A 23,789-nucleotide genomic window follows, 5' to 3' on the forward strand; every position below is an offset into this window, starting at 1 on the left:
GCAACGTCATTTAAATGATAATCTTTTTAGCCTTAAGGATATCGGAATAGCGGATATCAAAAGTAATCGAACGTCCTGAGATCTGCTTTTCGGACAATTCTATCTTAAGCCGTTTATGGTCCGGAAAGGTCAACCTGCGAAGGACAAAAATATTCCGGTACCTTTTTTCAAAGGCCTGGATATTTAGCAGGCTTGATACCGGAACAATTTCCAGTGACTGTACCGTGGTTGCCTTATGCTGCTTCTCATCTTCGATGCGAAACCTCAGCCCATCAATCTCGTAAGGGATATCGGTCATATTCTCAAATCCAATATCCAGCAGAATAAACTCTCCGACCGTCCTGATACCGTTTAACACAGCACGGATTCCATTTTTCTTTTTCCTCGCATCCGCCTTCAGCGGCCCATGTTCCAGCATCGCCCTGGAAATACTGTCAAGTTCAGCACTTGATACCATCGAAGTTTTCGGTTCAATGGTCCTCATCCCACCGATACCAATATCAATTAGCGGACTAAAGGCAGTTTCCGGCCTGTCATCATAGATCATAGCGTACTGTTTGATCCTTTTTTCTCCAAGGATGGTGAGTACTCCGATAAACGCACCTTTGATTTTGGCCGAATCAGGAATTTTAACCCTCAGCAGATTTTTATCCGGCAGATCGCCAACCATTCCTTTCGGAATGTCAACATATGTAATCTTTTCCGGAGCTAGAAAATGCAATGTCAGGGACCGCTTGATAAAAACCTTTGGAATCTCTGAGGATGATCCAATAATATTGCCTGAAACTTGAGCAAAAAGATTCCCTGCCATAGCAAGGATCAGTATAGCTGTTAAAATTTTATTTTTCATATCTTTTAATTTTGGCCCTGAAGATCCTGAGGATCGACAAGGAATACCTGGTTGTTGTACTTTAACTTCGCCCTGTTTTTCCTGACCATGTTGGCAATGGCTGAAGAGCTTGACTGGAAAAGCCTGTCTATGGTACTCATCACAAATTCGTTCTGGCCCTGGCCGCTGCCCATCGTATTGAATCCCTGGACTGGGCTTGAACCAAGTCCCTTGGAGAACTCCCGGAAGGCTGAAGCGGGAACATATAAGCCAGGCAGGCCGTCCATATCATAAATCAAGAGTTTTATTGGAAGGACTTTTCCAGCACATAATACAGAGCTGATCTCTAACTGAACACGTTGCTCTGAAAAACCGCTAATCCTGGCATACATATATGTTCCTTTTGGCAACTGCAGTTTTCCTACATAAACCTCCTCAAGCAGCCTAAGTCGTATCCTTGATCCTGAATACCCGGTAACATCTTCATCGATGATCGCGGTAATCATCTCCCTGCTTTCATCCGCTAAAAGGGTATTGAATTCAGATTTGACCGCAGACTTCCTGGAAACGGGAAGAACTTTCTCTTCTCGGATAAGTTCCTCTACCTTTATCTTTTTTTCCTTCTGCAGGTCGATGTAAGCAGGGTCATTAACTTTCTGCATGCTGTCTATATAGGCCATCTGCTTTTTAAACAGATCCATGGGATCAGTTTCTTTTGTCGTACCAGTAGAAGGTGGCCGCTCTCTGTTTCTGGCTTCCGCCAGGCTTGCCAGCGCTTGTGCCACTGCGCGGTCTTCAGGCCTGGTGCCTATACCGCTTTCGGTTCTTGCGGGAGAATAACCGGATAAAGGTTTTCTGCTCTGCTGCATAGGTAAGTAGGCCTGCCTTTTGATGGATTCTTCAATAGAGTCCAGCCTGTTTTTCTCACGGTCAGAATAAGAACTGGCCATCGTCGCCTGCGGCAACAGATCCTCCCCAACAGCTTTTATTGCTGAGTATCCATCAGCCTCCTTATAACTGTTTTTATAAGCTTCCAGCTTATCCGAAAGCCCGCGTTCACGGACCTGGTCCGATATCTCAGCAAGGTTTCCGCTGATATCCTTTTCGGTCCTTACTGTCTGTTTTTTTGAAATGCTCTGCCTATACACGAAAAAGAAAAGGCATAGAAAAGGAACGGCAATCAGGGGAATGATGTAGCGTGGATTTTTAAAATCTATTTTCATAACATTTTGTTTAACGGAGCTTTTTGAGATCCTCTAGTTTAGCTTTCAGAAAAATCGAATCAGCGCTGTTCAATTTTTCCCTGTCCAATACTGAATCTACCTGCTTTCTGATCTCCAATGTTTTTCTAAGCTTTAAGCCTGTAACACTGATCCTGGATAACCCATCATCAATCGAATATGACTGTTTACTGCTCTTCGGTTTATTGCTTAATGCAACCGCCTTTATTTCTTGTTTATCCTCCAGGGATAGTACGCCAAATGAAAACAGCACAGAAAAAATAACCAGCGCAACCATCAGCACAAATACATGCCTTGGATAGGCCCTTAATAGCTGTATTATCCGACTGCGTATAAAAACCAGGTAAGGGCGAAATTCTTGATAGAGCTCGATAGGAACCGTCCTGTCAGGCGCTCTGTTAGATCGGATTTTTCTGAACATTTTCGATATCTTTATTTTCAATGGTCTTCCAGGAGAGGATCAGTACTCCATATAGGTTATTGTCACTTTTCGGGATATCCCTTAAGTAGCCTTCAGTTATCATTGAACGGGTAACAATAGAACTCCTTCGCTCGATCCGCTGCTTTCCATAATAGCGGAAGTATTTCTTTTTGACGTCGATATAGATTGAATCTGTCTGAAGGGTAAGCACAGAACTGCTGGAAAGTATGGAACTGAAATATCCTTTTTCCTTTAAATTCAGGTATTGCTGCATCCCTGACTCATCGATGAGGTACATGGCCTTTTTCATCTGGTAATCGATATACCTGTCATCCGGGGTAAGGGAAAAAAACAGTGAATGAAAAAGCTCCACATGTCCACGGTATACCGCTGGCCGGATCAGCTGCTCATCGGTCTGTCTGGCCATTACAGGTACATTGTTTTCAAAAATGTAAATACTCTTTCTAGCAATCTCGATCTGCTTGTAGGCGAAAAAGCCAGTCGAAATAGAGATTAGAGAGGCACAGACCAGACTGCCCATGGAAACCAGAGTGGCCAAACGGATTTTGGACTCAATATTTTTAATGATCATGATGATTATGGTTTAAAAGAATTTACCTGTAGCCTTTTTGGCCATACCGATAACGGTCTGCGATCCACGGCCAAAATTGGAGGCAGCTGAACTGATACCCGAGGTCGAGATAATCCAGGTCGAAATACTGGGCACAGTGAACATACAGATCGCACCGATGAGAAAGCTCACGATTACCGTTCCAAAGGAAAGGATACCATTGCCTGCGAACCAGGCCATTTTCTCCAGATTTGCAGCTTCTCCGTTTTCTCCAATAAGCTCCTTATACCTGCTGATCTCAGTGGTCATCGCGTATTTCTGTAGAAGCGCAACCAGGTACATGATCAGATAAGCAATCCCCAGATAAAGGTTTACCGATACAAAACGTGCTATCCAGGTGCTTAAGGAGTCGCGGAACGCAGGCAGAATACTTACAGCAACGGCAAATGGGCCCAAGATAATCAGTATGGTGGAATAGATAATCTGGATCATAAAGATCACATAGGTTGCCAGTCTCAATATCCAGATCCCGAGCAGTTCCAGCAATTGGGTTAGCAGGAGCTGCATTCCGATCTTCAGACGGTTCTTTAGTTCTATTACTGGACTCACCACTGTGGACATTCCCTCCTTGACCGTACTGGTCACAGAATCCCAGGCTCTGCCCATCCAGGTATCAGACTCCTTTTCGGCCATTTCAGTCTCTGCCTGAAAACTGTATAGGGAGTTGGCGACCTTCTGCATATAATCAGCTCGGATAAGCCTGAGCGTATTGACCTCGGCCTGCTCACTGTTGAACATGGTTTCGGTCCGGGCGGCCACGAGGTCAGTTGGAAAAGCGATCATCTTTACAAACGCTCCCCACCATAGTATGATCATGACCAGACCAAAAGGCCTTAACAGGGGCATAATTTCCAGTTTTTTATCACCTGCTATCATTTCATAGGATTTGATCGCAAAAAAGATGATCATAAAGATCGCAGCCAAAGCCTTGGCATCCGCAATGAACATATCAAAATGTGTCCATATCGAATCCTTTAACCCCTTCAGGATCACCATCACCCCTTCTTCATAGACCCCGTTTCCCTGAAGAAATTCAAAGGATTTTCGATAATCGCTGGTCTGCCCGAACGCAAGACCAGCGCTGAGCATGACCATGCCTAACAACAACATCTTTTTCATTTCGCTTTTTGGTTTAATATTTTCTTTTATTAAGGATTTCTTTTGCGGTCCACACGTCTGATTCCGGTGTCCAGCCATCTATTTTTACTACCTGATCGTTCAGGTTCTGTCTTACCTTAACCCTTGCAGGTTCCCGGGCAGCCGCAATCACCTTATCGGCCCATAGTGCTGATATTTTGCGATATTCAGCTAGCAGCCTGTGATAGGATAAAATTCTCGCGCCCCTTTCCAGCGTCGTTGTCCGGGCCGCTTCCAGCCTTTGCGAAAGGATAGCTACCTCCCGTTTGTACCAGTCCAGGCCACCGCTGGAAATGACCTTCTCCCTCGCCATCTGGGGAACTGCCGCCATTGCCTCTCCGGGATCAAAATCAGTTACCCCTTTTAGCTGACGTGAATAATAAAGTATCCATAAGGGATCTGTGGCCGAAAGCATTCCTGAAATTCCCGCGATCTGTAAAAGTGAGGTCTGCGCTAGCGTATCAGACTGCAGCTCATAATTTCGATCGGTCTGCTGCATGCCTGTCACCGCCACTAGGCGTTGAGTCTGGGCGCCAGCCGTGGCCAATGGACGCAGATCCGTTTTGGGATAGTTGGGATGAAGCCCCCAGGTCAACCAGTAATACGGGTTAAGCCCCAGAAATCCGGAAGTGGGCGTAAACTTTTTTCTGTCCCATTGTTTGAACACCATACGCTCCTGCTGGTTGACAATACTTTCATCCCGGATCTGTTTCTGTGCCTGTACTGTAAAAACTGTACACAGCAGCAAGACTGTAAATAAATTCTTCATAAGTCTTAATGTTATTTTTTTAAATACCTGGTTTTGGCAAGGATGTCAGATACGATCTGTACATCGCGGTTGATAAATCCCTGAAATGGATTGAGCATCTTGATCACCCCCCTCACTTTTGCCCAGTACATTGCTTTCCACGCGCCGTAAGCCAATCCCCTGATGATCTGAAGATCTGCCCTGATCCCTGCAATCAATTTATCCCTGCTGTTATAGTCCATCAGGATATCCTGTCCCTCTTTGAGCACAAAGCTGGAAATCTCAGTCATCATCCGGGTACTTCGCTTTGTAATGTCCCTGATGATCTGCTCACTGAACAGGAAGAGGTAAGGTTCATTAACACCGAGTTTGCCCATTTCCCTGCCATAACCGATAATCTCTTCACATATCGCATACATATCCCGTAAGACCAAACCATTCTTCAGCGCAGAATTCACATTAGACAGCGAGGAATAGATCATGCTTTGGGCCAGGACGATACTGGAGGTATTGATATTGATGTTGTCCAGTGATTTATTGATCTTACCGAGCAGCTCGTTATGGCTGATCTCAGCCGCGTTCCTGACCACTGCGTTTTCATTGACCGTGGCCAGATGTCTGGCATCAAAAACCACCCGCTGGGCCAAGAGCAGAAAGGGGCTCATGCAAAAAATCATTACATAAAATATCGCTTTCATTTTTTCAGGTATTTGGCGTTTTCAAGAATATCCTTTACGATTGCCCGGTTAATATCTATATACTGCGAAAATGGATTGGCATTTTTGATGATAGCCGAAAGGCTTCCATATTCAAGGCTTCGGACCAGGGCGGCTGCCAGGTTTCGCAGAACGGACAGCTCGGTGAGCACATGGTCAAACAATATCCGCCTGTCAGAAGTTTTCATCTGGTTCACCGCTCCAAGACTTGCGGTGAGCCCGGCCAAGTAATAGAGCAGGTCCCGCGATTTCTCCAACAGATCGATCTCGCTCTGAAGTACCAAGGGCAAAAGTGCAGGATTGCTCCTGGCCAGCTCATAAAACCTGTATTGATCCTGAACGATCTGACTGACTATTGGCGCTGCCTGTGTTCCGACATTTAACGCATCGATCGCAGTACCGATTACACTAAAACGTGATTGCAGTTCCCGGTAACTGCTTTTAAACCTTGCCAGCAATGTTCTGTTCGCCTGTTCGTTTATCGTATTTAGCGCCTGCCTGTCCCTTGCCCCTGACTGCCGCTCATGCTCACTTTTGGAATCCGAAACAAGCTGATGGATTGCCGGAATGTTGAGTGCTTTTTGCTGGGCTCGCGCTGTGTGCAAACACAGAACAAAAGTCAAAAGGAGAACCAGCGACCTCATCTCTTTAAGTATTTTGCGCCCGATAAAATATCGTTTGCGATGCGCACATCCATATTGACCCAATTCGACCAGGGATTGAGCGAAGCGAAAATTCCCCGCATCTTCGCCCAGTACATCGCCCGGTGCATTCCATAAGAAGTCCCACGGAGGATACGCATTTCAGAAGCGATATGGTTCAGCAATTTTGAGCGCTCTCCGGCATCCATCAAATTGTCCCGGCCACCTTTGAGGACAAAAGCCCCAACCTCCGAACCCAGCCTCACCGCCCTCGACCTAAACTCCCGGGCATTCTGCTCTGCAAAGAGTAATAGCACCGGATTGGATTTCCCAAGTTCCACGGCCTTTTCTACATCAGAAACAATATCAAGACCGATATCGGTAATCTCCTTAACAGACATCAGGTTGTTTAGTATTGCCGATACTTCTGTAAGGCCACGATATATCCTGTCCTGCATATCGTTTACGACAACCAATTGGCCTGTAACCAACAGTTGGCCCCTTGAAATCAGGCTGAGGTTATCATTCGTCCGGTCCAGTTGCCGGTTGATCATACCCGAATGGCCTGCAATAGCTGCAGAGGTCACCGGATCCACATACAGGGTCTGTGCCTTTATGCCACCGCATAACAAAGCACAAAAAATCATTAATAATGCTTTCATAATCATCAGTTTTTTAAAAAAAATTATTTCTTTATTGCCCGGAAGCGGACGAATTGACCTGTTTAACGAAATCCCCGAGGGAAAGATTGGAACCTTTAAAATCGCCTATAAAGGCTTCGAGCGCATCAGAATAGGAACCGAACCTTGAAAGGTAGTTTTCCACCGCTAGTTTTTCAGGTTTCTCGGTGGTATAGGTCAGGTATTGGGGAAGCGAAGCCTCTACACCATAAACTTCTCCAACCCCCCCCCTTCTGATATATACTTCCTTGAAGGGGCTTCGACCTTCATGGTTGTCCAGCTGATTGACACTAAAAATCTTGTTCCTTTCACTTTGAGAAATAGAGAGCATTGCTGCAACCTCATCATAATTGTCCCGGAATTTGGCCTGATCGAGCAGGATTATGGTATCCGAACTGCTTATAATGGTATCTTTCACTATTGCATTGCCAACAACATCTGCAAGGTCCTGGGTCACCAATATCAGTTCTCCCCAGAACTTTCTGACCGTTTTATCAACGTAGATCAGAAAACCTACCATCAACGGGGATGAAATGGCTTTCCACGCTTCCTCTATGACCAATGATTTTCGCTGAAAATTGCGGTATCTCATTTTCTGAACGAAAATATCCATTATATTGAGCGTGACGATCGCAAAAAGTAAGGCATTTTCCTTAATACTATCAATTTCAAACACGATCAACCGCTCATTCAACAGGGATTTATCGGCATCCTCGTTGAGAATGGTACCGAATTCTCCACCACTGCAGAATTTGCGCATGATAAAACGGAAACCTTCAAAATCAAAAGGAACAGTATTCTCCTTCATGATCATTGGGATCTTTTCCATTGCATAAGCATAAAAAGAATCAAGATTGAGTTTTTTGATCCCTGAAGATTCCCCCATCGAAAACCATTTTGCATAGTAAGAAGTAATCACTTCGGAGATCACATCTCTTTCCAGTTGGCTGGCATCACCTTCCGGCCCTTTTAGGCAGACGAGGATCAAAACCAGTATAAATTCCTTCTTTTCAATATTGTACTCTTCCTTACTAATGGCAAAAGGGTTCATCGTTATGGGACTGTTATCGCTATAAGTGATATACCTGCCACCGGCATATTGGCTCAGCCCTGAATAGGAATGACCTGTATCAATGATGACGATATCCATATTGTACAATAGATACTGTTCGCTCAGGGAATTCATGAAAAAGGACTTACCAGTACCAGACGGACCAAGAACGAATTTATTCCGGTTTGTGATCCTTCCGGTAGACATCGGCAGATCCGCAGGGTCGATCGCTATTGGTATACCCGCCCTATCGGTAAAACGGACAAGAAAACCTGACTGTTCATCCCTGGGAAGACTCTCCTTTAGAAAAAGGCATATCGCAGCTTCGGCAGTGGTCAGAAACCAGTCATACTTCCGCAGCTCTGCGGCATTGCCAGGCAGCGCCGTCCTGAAAAGTTCGAGCTGGTTATAGGCATTCCTGCTCGGAATGATCCCGGCACGGAACAACGAACTTTCTATATAGTTATAGGCCCTGTTCAGCAAAGGTTTTTCTGCGCACACGATGATATTAAAATGTGCATTGATCAGTAACCTGCCGTCCCTGGCCACCTCATCCAGTAATAAAGAGATATCCTCCACACAGAGATTATTCGCAGGGTCGGGTATCCCACTGTGCCGTTTCCGCTTAAGCTCCATCTGCCGGACGGTCATGGTCTGCGAAGGGATTTCGAGGATCTGGTTGTAAAGAATAGAAGAACAATTTGGCACTTTAAAAAGAAATGAAAGGATATCCGTAGGGAATCCCTCTAGGCTCTCTTTGTCTGAAAGCTTTCCAAACGTCGGTAGCATCGCAGGCAGATCGACCTGATCAATATTGATCAGCGGTATGCAGCGGAAAGAACGCGCTCCGATATTTACTTCAGTATCGGTGGGATGATAATTGTCAAGTGAAATACTTTCCTCGCCGAACCTCATCGCCATGATCTTCATGATAAATATGTTGATCTCTCTTTCTTTCAACAGCCTCGGCTCCATTCCGGAAGTGCCCAGCATCCCCATAACCTTTGCAACGGTGATCTTAAACTCAGCCAGCGACTTTTTATCGTGCACAAAAAATGCTCCTTTTTTCACCTGTCTGGTGATGGTCAGTACCGTCTGGAGTTTTACGTATGGCCTTCCTTCAAAGTGCCTGTTATAACTGTCCTGCAGGTATTCACCGGCTGCTCGATACTGATACTCGGCCTTATAGATTATATCTTGCTTCTGGATTACGTGGCCTTCCCCGATGATCCGGGCGAGGTTGACGAAGAGCTCATGAAAATTATTATAAGCCCTGGGATCGCCACCAAACCTGAGCACAGGATTGGTAATATCGATCAGCACGGAAAACTCCCCGTTAAGCCCATATAAAATGTCGAGTTCTGCACTGATATCAATACCCAGATAGGGTACCCTAAATTCTTTTTGTTTTACCATAAAGATTGATTTTTGAAAGGTGGTTGGTCTGGAGATAAATCCCATTTGAACGGGTCTTGCTGTGCAGCCCCTTTTTCTGGCAGATACCGATGTAGAAAAAACCGCCTATGATCAGCGTGAGCATAAATACCGCCCCCACATACATATTGATAAATGCCATGGCCAGCGCACCGGTGACTAGCGAGAGCAGCAGTATGCCAACACCCCAATAAATAAAACGTCCCTTAAAACCTTTATAAGTCAGCGGCCGCTGAAGCCCCCTGTAGACCGGAAAAAGCCTTTCCATTGTTACAGCCCGAAAAAAGCCTTAACGATAAGAGAGGAAAGAACCAGAAAGAGACAGGAGCCTCCCCAGCCCATCAGCTCCTTGTTAATATCCTGATCACCGCTGTTCCACTTGGAATATACGCGGATGCCACCAACAATGCCGACCAGTCCACCGATCACAAGGGCAATATTGGTCGCCGGATCTACATAGGTCTTGAGCGTACTGGTAGCGGTGTTCAGGCCGTTCACCCCGCTCTGCGCCATAACATATCCGTTGATGGTACACAGGTATAAAAAAATAATAAACCTTAAATTTTTGATCTTTTTCATTTGATTGGGAATTAATTGAATGGTTAGAAATAAAAAAAACGCCATCAGCGGTCAGAAATACAGTGGATCAGAGTCCGAAGACGTGCACCAGCACGATGTGGATGACGATAATGAACAGTGCAGAAAAGAACCATGCCGGGATATCCGCGCTCACATCTTTGCCCATTTGCATTTTGTGGTATACATGGATTGCGCCAATGATCGAGATCAGCGCGGCCAATACGAGTGAGAGATCCCTCATGGAAAAAAATGACTCCCTGATAAAACTCCTTGCTTCTCCCATTTCTGCGATTCCGGGCTGGGCACCAGCCGCCGTCCAGGTCAGCATACAGATGACCATGAACATCAAACATCTAGCTTTCATCGCTAGAAGGATACCGAAGATGTATACTCTATAGATTCGGAACGCGCCAGGGCAAAGAGTTCTTTGATGGAAACCCCTCCGGAAAATACGATCGGGGGCTCTTCCAGTTCCCCATCATCCAGGAAATAATCAATCTCTTCATCTTCGATCTCTTTGAGCGATACCTTTTCAGGCTCGGGAAGATCAATAACCACAGTAGTCTCATCTCCGTTTTCTGTATCAGTCGGCTTCCTGTTCCGTGACAGATCGAAAGCAATAAGTCCTGAATAATAAAATATATAGATGCATAGCATCCAGGATAGAAATTGTATCCAGCTCATAGTTCAAAATTTTCTAATGATGTTTTAATAAACTTTTTGATCTCAGGATGCTGCTCAAAAAGCCTGTGCAGTGCAAAGGCAATTACCCTGTTCATATCCAGGCCGGAAGCCAGCTTTAGCCTGTTGAGCAGCTGGACCGTTTTATTGTTAAGCCTGGGATGCAGCATATGGGTATTGCCCGAACAGTCAAACTCCCTGATCAGGTTGATGATCTCCAGCTCCTTCCTGATCCCCTTCCCCTCTTTGCCCGCACCTTTAGCACCTGCAATGGGGTCTTTATTTGTAGGCATAATTTCAGGCGGCCTGATGCTTTTTCTGATTTCATCTGCAAGTGTTTTGATCTCAACTTTCATAAACTGCTTTTAAGGTGTAACTCCGGTTGCTTCGATGTGATCTGTATAAATCTGATCAAATACAGGAACGATGACCGGAAAAAGGGATAAGGGTGTCTGAGTGGTATCGGCCCGCTGGAAATCCACGCGGTCTGAAATGGGAGCAGTTATTTTTCCAAACCTGGAAAGCTGTTCTTCTACTTCAGTCGCTATATCATACCTTACATTTCCTTTGACACGGTTTGGGATAAACACCAGGTGCCCTGATGGGTTGATCTTTTTCAGAACGACCGAAAAAAGAACAGTCGAATCGAAGCTGAACTCATCATAAGAAAACGGGCACAGTACCAGATCCGCTGAGCTGAATACCGGGATAAGCCCGTCATCATCCAATTTCCCGGGCAAGTCAATGATCACGATATGTTCTCTGCTCTGGCTGAGAACCGTATACATGGAAGGAAAATGTTCAAGTCCGGCGGCGATGATCTCATAGTGTTCAGGCGTTTCAGCCAGTTTGGCCTTTTCGTATTTCTGCGCAAGCGACTGCTGATAGTCCATATCGATCACGGTCACCTTCCGCTTTTTGACCAACGTTAAAAAGTTGGCCAGTAAAAGGGTGAGCGTACTTTTCCCCGCCCCTCCCTTTTGGTTTCCAATAATAATTAGCATAATAAAAAAGGTTTAAAATTTAACGGGTATTTGTACGGGCCTTGCCCTTGCGCTGACGGTTGCGACCAAGAATGGCCTCATCATCGATATCTTCCTGGAGATCAAGCGTCCTGATTGGCTCTTCGTAGAAACCCGCACTCTCCAACCCAGAAAGAATATAATTGACCTCAACGGCAGGGTCTGCAAGAGATATCCTGTAGCCCAGAGTCACCATGTCATTTTGATACTCAAGATTCAAAAACGAAATGATATCCCTAAGGTGCATCACTTCGGAACCTTTCATCACCGATTTACTGGGATGGTCTATGATGGTATATCCATAGGGAATTTTATTGTCCTTACTGTGAAAAATCAGTTCAGCACCTGTCTTCTTTTTGACCATCCTTGAAAATCCTTGCAGTTCAAATCTGATATCAGATTTTGGCGACAAAAGATCCTGCTTTGATAAGCGTTCGTTCAGGATTTTTGAAAAAATAGCCTTTAGCTGCCTACACCTGTTCTTATCATTCCCCTGGCCACTGCATAAAGATTCAATATCTGTGATCTTTAATGTGGAGGTCAATTTTCCAGACTGGGATACTTCCATTTTTTCTTTTTCAAAACGGACATCAAATCCTGATCTTTCCAAAAGGGTACGCACCTGTGCAACAGTAGTAAAACTATATTTAAGCAACTTATCAAGCCTGGCTTTATCAGCTTGCTCCCACTTCACGACATTGGATAGTGCCCGGACTGATCGGAGTTTTTCAAAGGCCGAAGAGATCTTCTTGCCATTCTTATCGATTCTTGTTGACACGATATGTACATGGTTGTTTTCCGTATCGTTGTGAAAGATCACCAGATATGGATTTTCACCGTAGCCCATTTTCGCCATCCATTTTTCGGCGGTATCCAAAAGTTCTTGTTTTGATGTTGTTTTACCCTTTACCGAGATCACCGCATGGAACTGAGGTTTATTTATCCTTTTGTTTACCGCTGATACCGCTTTCAGATAATTGATATAATCCTGTGGACCAATTTTGTCCAGCCCCATCAGACTACCGAAGTTCCATATCTTTAAAAGCTCCCCCTTGCCGGATCGCATCTTCTCATGGTTATATCTTACCCCGGCAAAAGTTGCAGAAGAGCTGAGTATCTTTACGATCATATAGCTGAGTGACTTTGCAACCTGCCCAGCAGATCACGGGATTAGAATGAAGCTACATAACTAGCTCCGTTGTTTTACCGTTGCCTCCGTAACCAGTTAGCGGTATATCCAGCTCTCGGGCTATATTCAAAACCAGCAATCTATGTAGCCTACAAACTGGTTACCAAACTACCAGTGGAGCTCCGCAATTATATAACAGTGTAACAATAGAATACTAAAACAGCATAACCGGCTATGCACATAACTACATTTCATCAGCTGCTTAGCTGCCCATCAACCTCAACATTCTTCTGATTTCCAGGTTGAGACTTTTTAAAAGAAGCGAATGTTTATCAAGCTCTTTACTATACCGGGTAAAGATTACCGGAGAGAGGACCCGCTGCTTGTTCAGTATATTAGCGTACCTGGCCAGCTGATTAATATTATTTCCGGTTCTGGAAAGTTCCAGTCCTATCTGATCAATGCTAGCCAAAACTGAACGCCCATCGAAAATTAATGGCAAACTGACCTCAAGCACCCTTTTTCTGATGATATCAGTCCTTTTCAGCCCAAGAAGCCTTTCCAATGACACAATAGTGCTGAATTCTTCCTCCGAAAACCTAACACTAATCTTTCTGTTTCTCTTACCATTTTCAAGATAAGGCCTTCCGACCTGTTTTTTCTTTCCTTCCATTCCAATATCATCTAAAAGAGAAAACGAGTTGCGAGTTTTCTCATCTCCCCAAACGCGACGCTTTGGGGCAAGATTCTTTTTGGAGGTATAATCCGTAGGATTATTGTCCGACAAAAAGACATCTTGCCAGTATAAAAATCTAAGTATTTATTGGCAGTCCCCTCTATAATAATGAGCCAGTCTTCTATACCTAAACGGCAAAAAATCAGGGCACAAAAAAAGGGGCCGAATGGCCCCTCCTACCTAAACTAAAAACAAAAAAAAACACGTCTTCAATAAGGTATCCCGGGATTACTCACGTAAGTCCATACGGACCTGGCCGTCGCCTGCCTCTGCGCTTTCGTAATATTGAAATGATCTCAACTTCGCAGAATTTTCCGCTCCTCACGGAATAATGCTTCATCCCACAATTTCAAAGAACAGGTGCATGACACCTATCTATTCTCGTAAGCACAAAAGACCATCCTTTGAAGAGAATCTTTTACTTGATCATTTGGAACCGCATCTTCGATGACGACACCATGGATCCAGGTAATTTTTAGATTGTTATTCAGTTAGTCCCAAAACAGGTTACCCCGTTTCATTAACCAAACGTATCCAGTAATTGACAGTGATGAAAGTTTTGGCCCGAAATGGCCGGAATTGGTCGCAGTATGAGCCTAAAGTGACTCCACACATACAACATCGAAGGTAGAATTTCGAAAGTAGAGTAAGATTGGAAAAGAAAATATCAGATCTTTTGATAGGGACAAACCCAATACAGTTTTGATAAAAGGATTAGAGTCTTTGAAAACTGACTTGTTGAGGCTAAAAATGGTGCCGATTCTGAAGGTTTTAACTTAAGAGATTTACACTCCAAGTCCATGTTCGGACTGGACGGGACTCGAACCAAACCTATATATCTTTGAAAATAAAGCTTTTAAAATTATACTACAGTAGCCAGCTCACCATTTTTTTTGCAACTATTAGACTGTAATGGACTAATATAAAGATAGCCAATAATATTATTTAATGCAATTTTTAGTAAATTATTAGAAAAGCAAAGCCAACCATTTCTGATGGCTTTGCACTGATACAAAATTTAGGTCTATGGATCCTAAGTGGGAATTCGCTAAAAGTGGGGAAGAACCACTATTGTTACTGAATCATAAGTAGCGAGGGTAAACCAGAGCATATTGATCCCAACCCACCAAAAACAAATAATCAGCAAAATCCTGATTTATAGCTGATTTCGCCATGTACTAAAATGGTGGGAAGGGGTTAATCAAATTGGTTTATGCAGTTGTGATAAAAGTCGGAAAACAACTCGAACGAACATTCTGGCTATGCTTACAACAGCTTAGGGATTATTTTAAGTTATAAGGCCTATATAAAAAAGGAGAGAGAGCAACAATAGACCCTAAAGTGAGCCAAGCGTATTTCCACTTTTCCACTTTTGAGCATTTTTGAAATTTATCAAAATATTTAAGATATTTATCGTTTTTAAATACGAAAAAATACCAGATAATACCTGACAGTACGCTGCAAATAATAATATGTGGCATTGTTGCATATATTATTAAGTTAAATAGAATAAGAAGAGAGAAAAAGAAAATACCCAGAAATCCCCAGAGTATTCCTCCAATTACCGCTTCTGCTCCTGCCCATCCACCAGCTAAACTACCAACAGTGTGGGCCGCCGCACTCTAGGCTTTATATCCAAACTTCCTTCCATCCATTTGGTGACCATTAAAGATTTCAGCGACCCCAATAACTACTGAAACACCTATTACGACTTTGTCCGCAAATTTATATTGATTTGCTGCTCTTATTGTTGTAGCTTCATAGCTAAAACTGAGATGGAAACATTTGCTTTGCTCGCTTATTCCCTAATTCGTCAAGTCTTATCTTCGTATTTGGATAATGTTGCCTATCAAACAATTCACCAATTCTATGGAATTCTTGTCTTAAAAACCCAATATGAGTTTGGATGGTAGTAACCTGATTTAACTCTACTTCATTAAATAATAATGCCTTTATTAAAGCCAAATCATACCAATTCTCTTCGTCTTTAATATTGCGTATATCAACAGTTTCAAAAGATTTTGTACTACTAAATCTTACCGCAAATACATCATTCGCAAATACATCGAAATAATCATTAAAATACTCCGAAGTATCTTGTTGCTCTAACTTAAAGCCATTTAACTTTAAAAAATTGTATATTTCTTCTTTAGTCATTTTAATACCGCTTAAATTATTTTATTAACCAACTTCCATTAGGGCTTACTTTATAACCTTTTCCAAATAGGTAATTCAACTCTTGTTCATAAAAACTTCCTGCCTTAACTTGATTAAGTGGAGTTGCTAGCCTAATATCATCGCCTCGCAAAATCATCCGATCAAGAAATTTTTGATTTGCTATCCATTGTGCACCTTTACTCATTTTATTCCAGATATCTGTAGGAATAGTGAACTTTCTGGCTGCGAGACTTTCGGCAAGTCCTACATATTCAGGATAATGGCCTAACACTGATACTCCCCTTGCTGGCCCAGAAATCAACCAGGACATAGGATTATTACCAATGTCCATCCTTATTACTGTACGCCCAGGGATTTCACGTCCAAAAAGCAAATCATGTCCTACCACTTTCCACATTTCAACATCAGTAACATTCTTTTTGAAATTTTCCCAAAACTTACCGCCCCCTTGATTTGCACTTACCTGGGTAGAAATCCATGCATATTTCCCATCATTTTCAAATTGAACATTATAATAACCATTTTTCGAACCATATTCAACGTCAACGCTACCATCCAAATATCGATAAACAGACACTCCAGCATTTTTATCGGCCATGGATTTCGCCAGTTCAAATCTTTGAGCATTAGGATCCTTGAGATAGTCTAGGTTATCTATCCGCTCCACAGTCTTATTTATCCATGCATTAAAATTGGCGTAACCACCTCCATCCTGATGTCTCTTGAAATTACTAATGCCACGGTCACTTACATACTGGCCGTTCGATCCATAAAAATCCCCCATCGGATCATTATACAGTACAGGATTGTTGCCTGCATAATGATAAGGGCTTAAGGATTCCGTAAGTTCCGCTTTAGGATCTATGCCCGTAAACCTGCCCAATGCCGCATCGTAACTGCGGTAATAGGTCTGATAAAGATCAGGCAGATCACCAAAGTCGTTCTGCCATTCACTGCCACCGTTATAGAGCTGTTTGTTCGCCAGCGACGGGGTAGCAATCTGGCTGTTCGGCATGATGAGACCAAAGGGATAATAACTGGTCTCCTGTTTGACCACAGCTACCCCCATCGTCCCCTGTTCCTGGAAACTCACGCGCACATTGCCCTGCTGATCGGCAATAAAATACTCTGGTAGCAAAATGCCTCCTGTATTGATTATCCTGCCCTCAGGCATGGCAAAATAACTTAAAACATTGTCTTCAGCGACAAAACCATCCACATAATCGGTTGTTTTAACCAGCGAATTATTGTCGTATTGCTGTTTTCTGATCAATACCGCCGTGGCATCATAGGTATAATTGATGTACTTGCCAGCACCGGTAGCAACGGTTACCCGGCTTACTCGGTTTAACACATTATAACTGCTGCTGGTTCCCTTGTAGGCATCCTCCAAGAGGTTGCCCTGATTATCGTAAGTATAAGGCGTACTGCTGCCTGTTCTGTTCTTAAACCCCAGGCTAGTATAACTGCTACCAACACCATCAGTTACCGTATTTAGCTTATTATCATTATAGCTATAGGCTAGGTCATCAATCGCTACAATACTCCCACTGATGATCGCATTACGTTTTAAGGTCATGATATTGCCGTTATGGTCATAGGAAATATTGTGCTCGTCATAAGCCCCAAAATTGCCCCAAACACCCTGCCCTGCGGACCGGTCCGCATAATTTGCATCCTGCAGGCGGTTCTGGTCATCATAGGTGTATTTATAGCTACGTTCCGTTAGCGTTGGGGTCCCTGCCATCCATTTTACCGCCGAGATCAGCCCATTAAAATACGGCGTGTTATTGAGCGGGTTAGGCCCAACATCCACCTTATCGTACAGAAACTCCATGCCAAATAGTGCAGATGTGCCCGCGGCATTGTTGCTGCCTGCTGTTAAGCTACTGTTGTTGATACTCAGCATCTGCCCCCTAATATTAAAACGGTAATCTACCGACTGCATAAAGGTACTGCCTGCATCTTTTGAATGCAAGTTTTTAGCGATCATCTGTCCCAGCTCATTATACACATACGCGCCTATCCGGATAGCCGTGGCTCCATTATAGGCCTGATCGACGCTCAGCAATCGATCCCGATGGTCATACTGAAAGCTGGAAAGTACCGTAGTGGTGGAGCCATAAAGTACCTTGATGATTTTATTTTGCAGGGGCTTTCCCGTAAAATCTGGCGCATTGGTAGAAATATCTGTTAAGGCAGCCGACGCGTTAGTATGGTTTGCAGCCTGAGTCTGGATGGCACGCCCGCGGCTATCATAGAAGATCGCCGATGTCAGCCATATGCCTACCGTTAAACCCTCGCCAACTGCGGTTTTACTAATTACCGTCAATCTGCCACGCACCTGTGCTGATGGACTGGCCTCATTTGCAAGCCCCTGTACCTGGTAGGCGAAATCGGCTGTTCCATTCCTGTCCAGATCATAGGTATCGAAATAAGCGTAAGATAATGGCTGCAAAGCAGTGCCACCACCGGCATTGTTCAATCTGGGAAAAACATTATTGGTATAATAACCGCCGTTGACAGGTATGTTGCTGGCCTCTTCATAGTAGCTGGAACTGTAGTCAATGCCATCTACATAGGCCTGCATTGCTTCCTGACCAAAGTTCCCCTCATCGGTATAAATGCCCTGGCTTACCGCCCTTCCCTTACCATCATATTTAATATAGTTCCATTGATGCAGGGCCCGCATATTGCCTTCCTGAATCAATACCGGACGGTTAAGCGGATCGTAAACCATATAAAGCACGGAACCACCGGGACCGGTTTTTTGTACCAAACGTCCGCGGCTGTCATATGTCATTTTAAATACCAGCGCATCAACGCCCGCCTGCGTAATATTATAATTGGCAGCATTGCGCATGGTGACCACCGCTTTAGGTGGGATCACATAACTAAGCGATCCATTATCATTATACACGTAGTACGTATCGAGCCTGGTTTCGGCAACACCTGCTATTGTTTCATTGATCAATTGGCGTTTCAGCACTGTTCTGTCCAAGTTATCTGTAAAAAGGATCGTGCTTACCCCCTGTTCATCAGTAGTCTGCACTGCAGAAAGGCTGTTATCACTATAGTTTCCATTGCTAAGCCCATTGTAACTCCATCTGAGCACATTGTCGGTAGCCAGATTATACAGGTATGCAGCTGTTTTGTAATGCTGACCGGGCTGAAAACCATCACCAAAGGAGCCTGCCTGCAATAAACGCTGTAGCGGGCTGTTCTCAAAAACCTGCTTGCTGAACGGTGAAGCATCAATGGCGACTTTGCCACCCTGGCCGGTATTATAAAACGTAGCCTGCTCGCTGAGCGCATTGTCATGAAAGCCCCCGCTTCCGTCAGTCCCGGTATAAGCCAGATAAGCCGTGCTCTGCAAGTTCAGGTTCGGATCATATACCATAGACTGGACAATGTCCTTTCCTGCAGGACTTGCGCCAATCGCTATAGTCTGTATAGGGCGGCCCAGACCATCGGTATATTGCCGCGTGACCTGTTTCTGTGTATTGGTCAATGCCGGTACCTGGCTGGGGGTAGTAACACCGGCAACTTTAATTATGGTCTCTTCCTGGTATGAGCCCCAGTTCTGGCCAAACGCCGTGTGGATACCAAGTATCTGGAATATGATAAATACAAGACCGGATATTTTTTTTAAATATGCCGATGTATGCTGATTGTTCATTGGTTTAGAATAAGGTTTTACAACTATGGTCTGAGGGTAGTCTGGCATTTTTATCACTGTAGGCTTCCCCCTGTTCCATCGCAGTTCATGGTTTCTAAATCGAAAACAACAACAGTTTCAGCAGACAGGTCATCGCTGAGGGTATAGGTATTGGCTCCTGAGCCCCCACTTGTAGGGAAACAGGCCCGTATGTGGCCAGTGTACCTGACGCTGTTGTAACTACCGGATGGTCCACTGACTGTGAGCTCAATATCATATTTGTCAGGCACAACATTAGATCCAACACCTAATAAGACCCCTTTGATACTATAGATCACAATGCCGTTCTGCTTTAAGGTAACATTGGTAATAGATGCCCCGTTGCTATGATTAGTTGCCCTTATGGTGACTGTTGCCGCCGGCAACGTTTCTATGACCTGCTGACGGCTAGTACTTAAAACTCCGTATAATGCAGATGTTGCGGTGAGCGCAACAGTATATGTACCTGCTGCCGCATAAGTGTGGGTACTATTCAGGCCGGTGACTGTTGCGGAACCGTCCCCAAAATCCCAGGTATATACAATGTCAGAGGCATTAGGATTATTGATTGTACTGACATTGATAAACTGGATCTGTCTCTTTTCCCATTTTTTGCCTGATACATATGATTCTGAAAAATTAACAGTCACAAACGGAGGAGGCGGTCCCATCTGGCTCTTTCGTATGTAAGATTTGGCTAGTACGATCTGTTTGTCCTGATCTTTGATATTATTTAAGCGGCCATAAGGATCGAACGAGTAATAGGTCGTAATGCCACTGGCGTCGATCTCAGATGTTTTCTGGTGTGAAGCAAAATCATAAGAGGAAGTGCTTACCGAGGCATTTTCAGGATAAAAAAGAATATCATCTACCGTGAACTGTGTGCTACCCTGAAAACTGGCCAGTATGCTGCCAGTCAAGGCGCCTACCGGAACCGTAATTTCACAATACCTCCACTTGGCTGCGTCAGCGGCGTAAGCCACTGTGTAGGGATAGTTTGTTCCTCCGCTGGTTAAAATTAAATTAAGGGAACCTGCTGCCGCTGACTTGATCCAGCAGGAAAAAACATAATTTTGGGCCCGGGGACTTTTCTGAACAGTCGCCGTCAATGTTTCTGATGCGTTAAGGCTTAAAGCCTTGCGGCCTGTATGGTTATCGGTAACGTTGCCTAAATTGTTCCCTGCAAAACCGATACCGTTGTTAATGCTCTCAAAATCGTTAAAGGCTAGCTCGTTAAAGACCGCCCCCGTAACAACAGCTTCGGGCAGCCCCAAAAACCGGTTGGTCAACACTGTCTGAATATTTTTATTGCCATCATCCCGAGTCAATAAAAAGCCATATTGATCGTAATCTGTATCGTTTTCAACTTGGATGTAGCGGGCATCTTTTATAAAAGCACCCGAAGCGGAAGAGAACGGTTGGAAATCGGTAAGGCCAGTAGGAGATACAAGTTGCAATTTTTGAGTGGGCAGGTATAACAATGGCCAGCCCGGTTTCGCCGGGAAGCTTTTAAATTTAGTAAGCTCAGCCTTAATAGTTTTAGTAATCCCATCGCGCTGAACAGTTGAACGGCTTTCTATAGGCACATTTATATTCAGCAGCCTTAGGTTTTCAATGGCCAGCAGGTTTGGATCGGTTGTCGCAGGAATAGTATAGTCCTTTGCATAGCTGATGTAATTGGTCAATATACTGCCATCACTATTGGTACTGCTCTGCTGGGTAAGCAGCTTATGATATGCACTACCATACACATAATTAAGTGTAGTGACCTGTTGTTGAGGAGGGCTTGATGCACTGGATTCAAATACCGTTTTGGTTTCCTGCACTAGCTGTTCTGAGCTTGATGTATAAATCTTATATTTAGCATACACCCTACTGGTCTGGTTACTGTCCACCCTCAGACCGGTGACTGTCAATGGTTGACCGGTAAGCTGGTAAGTATAACTCGATTCACTCACTTCCTTGTTTGACTGATCATAATGGACAACCTTTTTTAACAGGCCCCTTTCAAAATCAAAGTTGGTATTCGGTCCAAAGGGATATAAGGAGGCACCGTTCCGGGTATTATTCGACAGCGAGCAGTCCATCCGCGCCGAATAATTTACTGTAGGGCTCCATTCCGGCGAAGTGCTCACCTCCCAGTTAGTCCCTGGCACAGCATATTCGTACAGCGAACTTCCCTCACCCGACTGGCTGACTTTAACGTGGCTGTATATTACCGACCCATCTTCAGTCGCTTGATCGTTCTCGCTCCGGATGGTAGAATAATTCCACACATCTGCAGTAGTCCCGGTTCCTGTGTATGGCCTTACAAAAGCAAAAACAGGTAAAGAAACCGGCTTGCCGCTCGATAAGCCTGTTGAGGGATTAACGTAAGTATAGCTCTTGACAAGGGTGTTATTTACACTGCTACTATCGTTATCGGTCAACGTTTTTACCCTGATACCGCCACCCCTGATCACCGTCGCAGATGTAGGGTCATAATAATCGTTAAGCTCATAACCCAAAACAGTCGATCCGCCTTCTGGATAGGTAATTTTATTTAAGGTACCCGTCATTGTGTAATCTGGATCGGCCATCCGGTTGGCCCCTGGAAGGCTGATTGTATAGTCGGTACCAGGTGTAGCTGATGCCTGTATTTTATAGGTAGGCAGCAAAGGATTGGATGGATTGACAAAAAGCGAAGGGGTCAGCGAGGTATTGGTCTGTAACCTGGTATAATACCCCCAGTAATCGATCTGCTTAGATGAAGTGTCCGGCAGGATACCCGAAACCACGGAGCTGCTGAAGTTGGGATAACCGATATAACCGAATTTATAGTTCAGTGGATAACTGCTTATCCGATCGTGTACCGAGGTCAAAAAAGACCGCTGATACCCTGATGCACCATCTACCCGGCCATAATCGAAGATAATATCCTTCCCTGCAACTTTTATATTGGTTACAATATAATCTGCTGTACCCTGTGCATTTCCATAGGCAAATTCAATCCTGCTGCTATCCTTGGCGCTTTGCACTATGGTCAGCAGTTTATTGTTGTTCTTGATTTCTACATTGGAATACTGGTAGTTTTTTCTGTCCAGATTGTGTGGAGAACTAAACGTGAGCACAACAGGTGAGCTGCTGGCTACCTGCCCATGGTCTTCGTAGTTCATGCTAAACCCATTATTGTTTGAGTCATAAATACTTGATAATAACCAGGACGAATTATAGGTTATCGGAGATTTATATTGCGAATATCCCGCTTTGAAAAAATCGGGATTTCCTGCCAGTCCAAAGGTCGACCAGACTGCAGATTTTGTCGTTGTTTCGAGTTCATAAAAACTATATACAGTGCCTTTGTCATCCACGACGGTAAAGGCGTTTATCTTCTGATCGCTACCCACTGTATAGGTTATTTTAAGGTCCTGGTAAGGAATGGTGCGGATCTGATGGTCCTTATCAAAAACGAACTGGCAGTTTAAACCAGGCGCATTTACATAGAACAAATCCGGTTCCATGTCGCTTTTATAATTAAAACTGCTGTTGATATAATTGATATCAGCCGTCTCATCGGCACATACCGATTGATTACCGTCATTTGATATGGTGAAATTATCGATACCTGTCCCATTGGAATTTGACAACCATCCCTTGTAACTTCCGTCACCAGCCCCCCTATTATCATCCGGTAGTCCCCTCACCTGGCGCGTTATCCTGCCACTGGCAGATAGGTGCCAGCCCATTCCAGCATTATCATGATTCTGTTGCACTTTGATGCCGCTTGCAGCGTAAATCAGGTTGATCGGAAAACTCGCCCCGCCCCTGGTCAAGGTGTAAATCGGAATAACAGCTGTGGCCAGACCTTTGTTAGGATCAACGGAAACCATATCCTTTCCCTGGCTGAATACGGTATGGTTAAAAATGAGGCTGTAGATAAGCAGAAGTAAGATCTTTTTTTGCACGGATGAGCGGGTTATAGATGAACTTTTGAAGTGGAGAACAAACTCCCGAAGGTACTTTTTTGTAATCACGTATTTTTATCGTTTTGTTTTTTGAGCAGACAGGTAAAATATAATCCCAGCCGACAAGCTTCTCCAGCCAGCAGCGATTGATTTTTTGCAGGTATTGTATTTAAGTGGAATAACACATTTGGACATACCGTATTACAAAACCTGTATCAGATTCAACTCGGAATGGTACATCAAACGAGCAATTGTTAAAGAGAAATCCAGTACAGATGCCCTTTGGATATACAG

At 44.1% G+C, this 23,789-nt stretch carries 21 protein-coding genes; all 21 read right to left on the reverse strand.

What is annotated here, in order from left to right; translation table 11 throughout:
* Positions 1-10: 10 nt before the first annotated feature.
* The gene (locus QF042_RS18055) at positions 11-850 is read right to left on the reverse strand and encodes a DUF4138 domain-containing protein (RefSeq protein ID WP_307530947.1); all 840 of its coding nucleotides are present in this window, start codon (positions 848-850) and stop codon (positions 11-13) included.
* A gap of 5 nt (positions 851-855) precedes the next feature.
* On the reverse strand, positions 856-2,052 hold the full coding sequence (gene traM / locus QF042_RS18060) for a conjugative transposon protein TraM (RefSeq protein ID WP_307530949.1): 1,197 nt from the start codon (positions 2,050-2,052) through the stop codon (positions 856-858).
* A gap of 10 nt (positions 2,053-2,062) precedes the next feature.
* Entirely contained in the window at positions 2,063-2,491 is a 429-nt protein-coding gene (locus QF042_RS18065; RefSeq protein WP_307530951.1) for a hypothetical protein, read from the reverse strand.
* Positions 2,469-3,083, reverse strand: a complete 615-nt coding sequence (gene traK / locus QF042_RS18070) for a conjugative transposon protein TraK (RefSeq protein WP_307530953.1) — start codon at positions 3,081-3,083, stop codon at positions 2,469-2,471. Before traK ends, QF042_RS18065 begins: the two co-directional genes overlap by 23 nt.
* 12 nt (positions 3,084-3,095) lie before the next feature.
* Positions 3,096-4,241: a plasmid transfer protein gene (locus QF042_RS18075; RefSeq protein ID WP_307530955.1), complete on the reverse strand. Its 1,146-nt coding sequence runs from the start codon at positions 4,239-4,241 to the stop codon at positions 3,096-3,098.
* Between the two features lie 13 nt (positions 4,242-4,254).
* On the reverse strand, positions 4,255-5,028 hold the full coding sequence (locus QF042_RS18080) for a hypothetical protein (RefSeq protein WP_307530957.1): 774 nt from the start codon (positions 5,026-5,028) through the stop codon (positions 4,255-4,257).
* A gap of 11 nt (positions 5,029-5,039) precedes the next feature.
* Complete coding sequence (locus QF042_RS18085) at positions 5,040-5,705, reverse strand: hypothetical protein (RefSeq protein ID WP_307530959.1); 666 nt, start codon at positions 5,703-5,705, stop codon at positions 5,040-5,042.
* Positions 5,702-6,328: a hypothetical protein gene (locus QF042_RS18090; protein ID WP_307530961.1), complete on the reverse strand. Its 627-nt coding sequence runs from the start codon at positions 6,326-6,328 to the stop codon at positions 5,702-5,704. Before QF042_RS18090 ends, QF042_RS18085 begins: the two co-directional genes overlap by 4 nt.
* A gap of 35 nt (positions 6,329-6,363) precedes the next feature.
* Entirely contained in the window at positions 6,364-7,026 is a 663-nt protein-coding gene (locus QF042_RS18095; protein WP_307530963.1) for a hypothetical protein, read from the reverse strand.
* 31 nt (positions 7,027-7,057) lie between these two features.
* Positions 7,058-9,511: a TraG family conjugative transposon ATPase gene (locus tag QF042_RS18100; protein WP_307530965.1), complete on the reverse strand. Its 2,454-nt coding sequence runs from the start codon at positions 9,509-9,511 to the stop codon at positions 7,058-7,060.
* A complete protein-coding gene (locus tag QF042_RS18105) occupies positions 9,489-9,797 on the reverse strand; it encodes a plasmid transfer protein (RefSeq protein WP_307530967.1) in 309 nt (102 codons plus the stop codon). The genes QF042_RS18100 and QF042_RS18105 overlap by 23 nt, the downstream gene beginning before the upstream one ends.
* Before the next feature lie 2 nt (positions 9,798-9,799).
* Positions 9,800-10,108 carry a DUF4134 domain-containing protein gene (locus QF042_RS18110; protein ID WP_116250748.1) on the reverse strand — a complete coding sequence of 103 codons (309 nt, stop codon included), beginning with the start codon at positions 10,106-10,108 and terminating at the stop codon, positions 9,800-9,802.
* A 67-nt stretch (positions 10,109-10,175) separates the two neighbouring features.
* Positions 10,176-10,472 carry a DUF4134 family protein gene (locus QF042_RS18115; RefSeq protein WP_307530971.1) on the reverse strand — a complete coding sequence of 99 codons (297 nt, stop codon included), beginning with the start codon at positions 10,470-10,472 and terminating at the stop codon, positions 10,176-10,178.
* A 2-nt stretch (positions 10,473-10,474) separates the two neighbouring features.
* Positions 10,475-10,792 carry a hypothetical protein gene (locus QF042_RS18120; RefSeq protein WP_307530972.1) on the reverse strand — a complete coding sequence of 106 codons (318 nt, stop codon included), beginning with the start codon at positions 10,790-10,792 and terminating at the stop codon, positions 10,475-10,477.
* Positions 10,789-11,145 carry a hypothetical protein gene (locus QF042_RS18125; RefSeq protein ID WP_307530974.1) on the reverse strand — a complete coding sequence of 119 codons (357 nt, stop codon included), beginning with the start codon at positions 11,143-11,145 and terminating at the stop codon, positions 10,789-10,791. Before QF042_RS18125 ends, QF042_RS18120 begins: the two co-directional genes overlap by 4 nt.
* Before the next feature lie 9 nt (positions 11,146-11,154).
* Complete coding sequence (locus tag QF042_RS18130; protein WP_307530976.1) at positions 11,155-11,793, reverse strand: ParA family protein; 639 nt, start codon at positions 11,791-11,793, stop codon at positions 11,155-11,157.
* A gap of 19 nt (positions 11,794-11,812) precedes the next feature.
* Positions 11,813-12,940: a relaxase/mobilization nuclease domain-containing protein gene (locus QF042_RS18135; protein ID WP_307530979.1), complete on the reverse strand. Its 1,128-nt coding sequence runs from the start codon at positions 12,938-12,940 to the stop codon at positions 11,813-11,815.
* A gap of 262 nt (positions 12,941-13,202) precedes the next feature.
* Positions 13,203-13,613: a plasmid mobilization relaxosome protein MobC gene (gene mobC, locus QF042_RS18140; protein ID WP_307530981.1), complete on the reverse strand. Its 411-nt coding sequence runs from the start codon at positions 13,611-13,613 to the stop codon at positions 13,203-13,205.
* A gap of 1,827 nt (positions 13,614-15,440) precedes the next feature.
* Positions 15,441-15,833 carry a hypothetical protein gene (locus QF042_RS18145; protein WP_307530983.1) on the reverse strand — a complete coding sequence of 131 codons (393 nt, stop codon included), beginning with the start codon at positions 15,831-15,833 and terminating at the stop codon, positions 15,441-15,443.
* A 16-nt stretch (positions 15,834-15,849) separates the two neighbouring features.
* Positions 15,850-19,533: a DUF6443 domain-containing protein gene (locus QF042_RS18150; RefSeq protein WP_307530985.1), complete on the reverse strand. Its 3,684-nt coding sequence runs from the start codon at positions 19,531-19,533 to the stop codon at positions 15,850-15,852.
* A 53-nt stretch (positions 19,534-19,586) separates the two neighbouring features.
* Positions 19,587-23,495 (reverse strand): PKD domain-containing protein, encoded by a 3,909-nt coding sequence (locus QF042_RS18155; RefSeq protein WP_307530987.1) that lies wholly within the window; start codon positions 23,493-23,495, stop codon positions 19,587-19,589.
* Positions 23,496-23,789: the final 294 nt, after the last annotated feature.

Origin of the sequence: Pedobacter sp. W3I1, from assembly GCF_030816015.1 — a bacterium.
Taxonomy (GTDB): Bacteria; Bacteroidota; Bacteroidia; order Sphingobacteriales; family Sphingobacteriaceae; genus Pedobacter.